5 protein-coding genes are annotated in these 5,070 nt (G+C 75.4%); 4 read left to right on the forward strand and 1 reads right to left on the reverse strand.

The annotated features are described in order from the left end of the window. The first annotated feature begins 153 nt into the window (after window positions 1–153). The 4 genes from AB0E83_RS35050 to AB0E83_RS35065 are packed head-to-tail and all read left to right on the forward strand — an operon-like array spanning window position 154 to window position 3,927. Window positions 154–1,101, forward strand: a complete 948-nt coding sequence (locus AB0E83_RS35050) for an ABC transporter permease (protein ID WP_362120820.1) — start codon at window positions 154–156, stop codon at window positions 1,099–1,101. Then, complete coding sequence (locus AB0E83_RS35055) at window positions 1,098–1,982, forward strand: ABC transporter permease (protein WP_362120812.1); 885 nt, start codon at window positions 1,098–1,100, stop codon at window positions 1,980–1,982. Before AB0E83_RS35050 ends, AB0E83_RS35055 begins: the two co-directional genes overlap by 4 nt. Next, window positions 1,979–2,947, forward strand: a complete 969-nt coding sequence (locus tag AB0E83_RS35060) for an ABC transporter ATP-binding protein (RefSeq protein WP_362120814.1) — start codon at window positions 1,979–1,981, stop codon at window positions 2,945–2,947. The genes AB0E83_RS35055 and AB0E83_RS35060 overlap by 4 nt, the downstream gene beginning before the upstream one ends. Beyond that, entirely contained in the window at window positions 2,944–3,927 is a 984-nt protein-coding gene (locus AB0E83_RS35065; protein ID WP_362120816.1) for an ABC transporter ATP-binding protein, read from the forward strand. Before AB0E83_RS35060 ends, AB0E83_RS35065 begins: the two co-directional genes overlap by 4 nt. Window positions 3,928–4,005: 78 nt before the next feature. Here the strand turns inward: AB0E83_RS35065 and AB0E83_RS35070 are convergent, their stop codons facing one another. Continuing rightward, window positions 4,006–4,947 (reverse strand): hypothetical protein, encoded by a 942-nt coding sequence (locus AB0E83_RS35070; protein WP_362120818.1) that lies wholly within the window; start codon window positions 4,945–4,947, stop codon window positions 4,006–4,008. Between the last annotated feature and the right edge of the window lie 123 nt (window positions 4,948–5,070).

A 5,070-nucleotide genomic window follows, 5' to 3' on the forward strand; every position in this document is an offset into this window, starting at 1 on the left:
CCCCCCCCGCCCCCCCCCCGCCCCCGCCCGGTCTTCGCTTTCCCCCCGCCCCGCACCCCCGCCGGGGGGGCGGGGCCGGGGGCGGCCGGCGCCACGGACGGCGCGCCCCGCACCGGCGTCGGCTCCGGCTACCTCCGCCACGCGGCGGGGAAGCTGGGCGGCGCGCTCGTCTCCCTCTTCGCCGTCCTGGTCACCAGCTTCTTCCTCTTCCGGATCCTGCCCGGGGACCCGGTGAAGGCGATGACCCACGGCGTCCCCACCTCGGCCGAGCAACTGGCCACGCTGCGGCGCCAGTTCGGCCTCGACCTGCCGCTGTGGCAGCAGTTCGCCGACTACTGCGCCAAGGCGCTCACGGGCGACCTCGGCACCTCCTTCCAGTTCCGCGCCCCGGTCGGCGAGCTGATCGCGGCGAAGCTGCCGGCGACGCTGCTGCTCACCGGGGTCGCCGTGGTGCTCTACTCGGCGCTCGGCCTGTGGCTCGGCACCCGCTCGGCGTGGCGGCACGGCGGGCTCGGCGACCGGGTGAACACCGGGATCGCGCTGACCCTGTGGTCGGTGCCGTCGTTCTGGCTCGGGCTGCTGCTCATCATCGTCTTCTCGGTGGGCATGGGGCCGGTCCCGGGGCTCTTCCCGACCGGCGGCATGGAGTCGGGGACCGGCGAGACCGGCTTCGCGTACGTCCTCGACGTCGCCCACCACCTGGTCCTGCCGGTGCTGACGCTGGTCGCGGTCGGCTACGCGCAGACGCTGCTCGTGATGCGCTCCTCGCTCCTCGACGAGATGGGCGGCGACTATCTGACGACCGCGCGGGCGAAGGGGCTCAGGGACGACGAGGTGCGGCGCCGGCACGCGGTGCCCAACGCGCTGCTGCCGACCGTGACCATGGTCTTCATCAACCTGGGCCACGTGGCGGCCGGTTCGATCCTGGTGGAGACGGTCTTCTCCTGGCCGGGGCTCGGCGGCCTCTTCTACCAGGCGCTGAGCGTGCCCGACCTCCCGCTCGTCCAGGGCCTGTTCGTCGTCTTCGCCGGAGCGATGATCCTCATGAACCTCCTCGCCGACCTGCTCTATCCGCTGCTCGATCCCCGGGTGGGCCGATGACCTCTCTCGCGTGGGAGCGCCGCAAGGGTTCGGCGGCGCGCTTCTGGAAGGCGTACCGGAACCACCGGGCGGGGCTCTACGGCCTCGCCGGCCTCGCCCTGATCGCCCTGATCGCGCTCACTGCCCCGCTGACCGTCGGTGCCGACGTGCAGTCGGTGACGAACGCGCCGGGCACGGCCCTGGAGTCGCCGAGCGCCGAATTCCCCCTCGGGACCGACCAGTTCGGGCGCCCGCTGCTCGGCCTGCTGATCTGGGGGGCCCGGATCTCGCTGCTCGTGGGGCTGCTCGCGGCGGTCCTCTCCGTCGCCATCGGCACCCTCGTCGGAATCCTCGCCGGCCACTACGGCGGCTGGCTCTCCACGGTCGTCATGCGGATCACCGACTGGTTCCTGGTGATGCCGGCGCTGGTCCTGGCGATCGTCCTCGCGACGGTGCTGTCCCGGTCGATGTGGACGGTGGTGCTCGCCATCGGCGTCACCTCCTGGCCGACCACCGCACGGCTCGTCCGGGCGCAGACGATCGCCGTCGAGTCCCGTCCGTACATCGAACGGGCCACCGCCCTCGGCGGCGGGCACGGGCACGTCATGACCCGGCACGTGCTGCCGAACGTGATGCCGCTGGTCCTCGCGCAGACCACGCTCGGCATCTCCGCCGCGATCCTCACCGAGGCCACCCTCGCCTTCCTCGGTCTCGGCGACCCGACGGTCGTCTCCTGGGGCGGCATGCTCCAGGACGCCCGGGAGGCGGGCGCGGTCTCCTCCGGGCACTGGTGGTACCTGGCACCGCCCGGGCTCGCGATCGCGCTGGTCGCGCTCGCCTTCACGCTCTGCGGCCGGGCCGTCGAGTCCGTGCTCAACCCGAGGCTGGGGGTGGGGCGTTGAGCCTCCTGGAGATCAGGGACCTGCGGGTCACGTACGGCTCCGGGGCGGCGGCCGTGCCCGCCGTGCGGGGGGTGGACCTCACCCTGGAGGCCGGGTCGAAGCTGGGCGTGGCCGGCGAGTCCGGCTGCGGCAAGTCGACGCTGGCGCTCGCCCTGCTGCGGCTGCTGCCCGCGTCCGCCCGGCTGGAGGGGGAGATCCTCCTCGACGGGGAGGACGTCCTCGCCATGAAGTGGGGGCGGCTGCGGGCGGTCCGCTGGGCGGGCGCCTCGATCGTCTTCCAGGGCGCGATGCACTCGCTGAACGCGGTCCGCCGGATCGGCGACCAGATCGCCGAACCGCTCCTCGTCCACCGGCGGGCCACCCCCGCCGAGGCCCGCGAGCGGGTCGCCGCCCTCCTCGAACAGGTCGGCCTCCCGGCCTCCCGGGCCGCCGGCTATCCGCACGAGCTCTCCGGCGGGCAGCGGCAGCGCGTGATGATCGCGATGGCGCTCGCCTGCGAGCCGCGCCTGATCGTCGCCGACGAGCCGACCACCGCGCTCGACGTGATGATCCAGGCGCAGATCCTGCGGCTGATCGAGCGACTGGTCGCCGAGGAGTCCATCGGGCTGATGATGATCAGCCACGACCTGGCGGTCCTCGCCGACACCTGCGACCGGCTCGCCGTCATGTACGCGGGCCGGATCGTCGAGGAGGGCCCGGCCGCCGAGGTGTACAAGTGCGCCGCCCACCCCTACGGGCGGGCGCTGTCCTCGGCCTTCCCCCGGATCGGGGACCCGGCCTCGCGGCGGGCGCCGCGCGGCCTGCCCGGCGACCCGCCGGACCCGGCGGCGCTGCCGGACGGCTGCGCCTTCCACCCGCGCTGCCCGGTGGCGGTGGCGGCGTGCGCCGAGGACGACCAGGAACTGCGGACGGCCGGCGCCGGGCGCCGGGCCGCCTGCCTCCACGTGGGGACGGAGAGCGGATGACCTTGCTCACTGCCAGCGGCGTGCACGTCACCTTCCCGGGGCGGCGGGGCGCGCCGCCCGCGCGGGCGGTCGACGGGGTGGACCTGGAGATCGGGGCGGGCGAGATCGTGGCGCTGGTCGGCGAGTCCGGCTGCGGCAAGACGACGCTGGCGCGGACGCTCCTCGGTCTGGTCCGTCCGGGGGCCGGCACGGTCTCCTTCGCCGGGGAGCCCCTCGCGTACACCTCCCGGGCGCTCAAGGCCTACCGGCGGCGCGCCCAGCTCGTCCTCCAGGACCCGAGCGGCTCCCTCAACCCCCGGCACACCGTCTACGAGGCGGTCGCCGAGGGGCTGCGGATCCACGGCGTCCACCGGGACGGGGAGGCCGAGCGGGCGGCGGTCGCCGGGGCGCTGGCCCGGGCCGGGCTGCGGCCGCCCGAACGGTTCTTCCTGCGCTACCCGCACGAGCTGTCGGGCGGGCAGCGGCAGCGGGTGGTGATCGCGGGGGCGCTCGTCCTGGAGCCCGAACTCATCGTCGCGGACGAGCCGGTGGCCTCCCTGGACGCCTCCGTACGCGGCGAGATCCTGGCGCTGCTGCTCCGGCTGCGCGACGAACTCGGCCTCTCCGCGCTGGTGGTGACGCACGATCTGGGCCTGGCCTGGAACATCGCGGACCGGGTGGCGGTGATGTACCTGGGCCGGGTGGTGGAGACGGGCCCGGTCGAGTCGGTGCTGACCGCGCCCCGGCATCCGTACACCCGGGCGCTGCTGTCGGTGCTCCCGGAGTCGGAGACGCCGCCGGTGGTGCTGAGCGGGGAGCCGCCGGACCCGGCCCGGATCCCGGCCGGCTGCCGCTTCCACGCCCGCTGCCACGTGCTGGCCTCGGGCGAGGCGGCGCGGGTCGCCGACCGCTGCCGTACGGAGCCCCTCCCGGTGCTCCGGGCGGGCGGCGGGGAGCGCGGGGTGGCCTGCCACTGGGCGGGGGCGGCGGACGACGGCTGAGCCGCTCCGCCCCGGCACGGAGAACCGCCCGGCGGCCTCGGGGGCAGGAGGTCGCCGGGCGGTGGCACGGGGGGAGGGTCAGCCCGCGGGCCGCACGGCGGGGTTCGCGGGCGCGGCCGGGGCCGCCGGCTGCGCCGCCTGGCCGGGCTGGCCGGGCTGGTCGGGCTGCTTGGACTGGTCGGGCTGCTTCGGCGCGGCCTTCGGCAGGATCTCGCAGGCGCTGATCGAGGTCCGCGTCGAGACCGACTTCACCGCGCAGGTGTCCTTGCCGACGCCCGCGTCGACCATGCCCCAGTGCGGGCCGACGGTGAGGATCGCGCCGCCGGGGCCGCTGATCCTGTCGTCGCCGGGGCCCGCCTGGATGAGGCCGCCGGACTCGGGGCCGAGGGCCGCGGCCTCGATGGTGTCGCCCTCGCTGCCGCCGAGCACCCGTCCGGAGAAGTCGATCGTGCCGACCTTGATGGTGTCGGCGCCGTCGTTGCCGGTGACGATCCCGCCGCCCCGGTTGAACTTGCCGGGGGCGCCGGTCACCGAGCCGGTGGTGATCTTGTCGTCGCCGTCGTCGCCGTGCACGACGGCGCCGTGCGCGGCGCCCTCGCCCGAGACCGTGGCCACCTTGATGACGTCGTTGCCCCGGTTGCCCCGGACCATGCTGGAGGCGTTCTGCGGCACCAGGTGCTTGGCGCGGATGACGTCGTCGCCCTCGCCGCCCATCACGGCCGAGTCGATGACGAGCCCGCGCACCTCGATCATGTCGTTGCCGGCGCCGCCCCAGACGGTGACGTTCTCCAGGTCGCTGTCGCAGAAGATGTGGTCGTCGTTGGGGGTGCCGCTGACGATGTCGCCCGGCGGTGCGGCGACTCCGTTGATCCAGCACTGGTGCATCGGCACCCGGGCCTTGCCGGGGCCCGCGGCCTGGGCGGGCGCCACGGTGAACGAGGCGGCGGCCGCTCCGGCGAGCAGCGCGGCGAGGGCGGCGGAGCCGCGGAGGCGGCGGCGGGAGGGCGGTGTGGCGAGCATGCGTCTCTCCTTGGCGGGGTGGGGGGTGACCCGCCCGGGCACGGAGCCGGGCGGGTGGGGGGCGGGACGGGCGCGGGCCGTCAGGCCCGGGTGCCGGCGGCCCGGAAGCGCGGCGAGTAGCCG

This window comes from Streptomyces sp. NPDC035033, assembly GCF_040636735.1.
In the GTDB taxonomy this organism is placed as follows: Bacteria; Actinomycetota; Actinomycetes; order Streptomycetales; family Streptomycetaceae; genus Streptomyces.

Coding starts and splice junctions, on each gene's coding strand:
- AB0E83_RS35055 (WP_362120812.1), top strand. CDS start 1,098: ATGACCTCTCTCGCGTGGGAGCGCCGCAAGGGTTCGGCGGCGCGCTTC.
- AB0E83_RS35070 (WP_362120818.1), bottom strand. CDS start 4,947: ATGCTCGCCACACCGCCCTCCCGCCGCCGCCTCCGCGGCTCCGCCGCC.
- AB0E83_RS35065 (WP_362120816.1), top strand. CDS start 2,944: ATGACCTTGCTCACTGCCAGCGGCGTGCACGTCACCTTCCCGGGGCGG.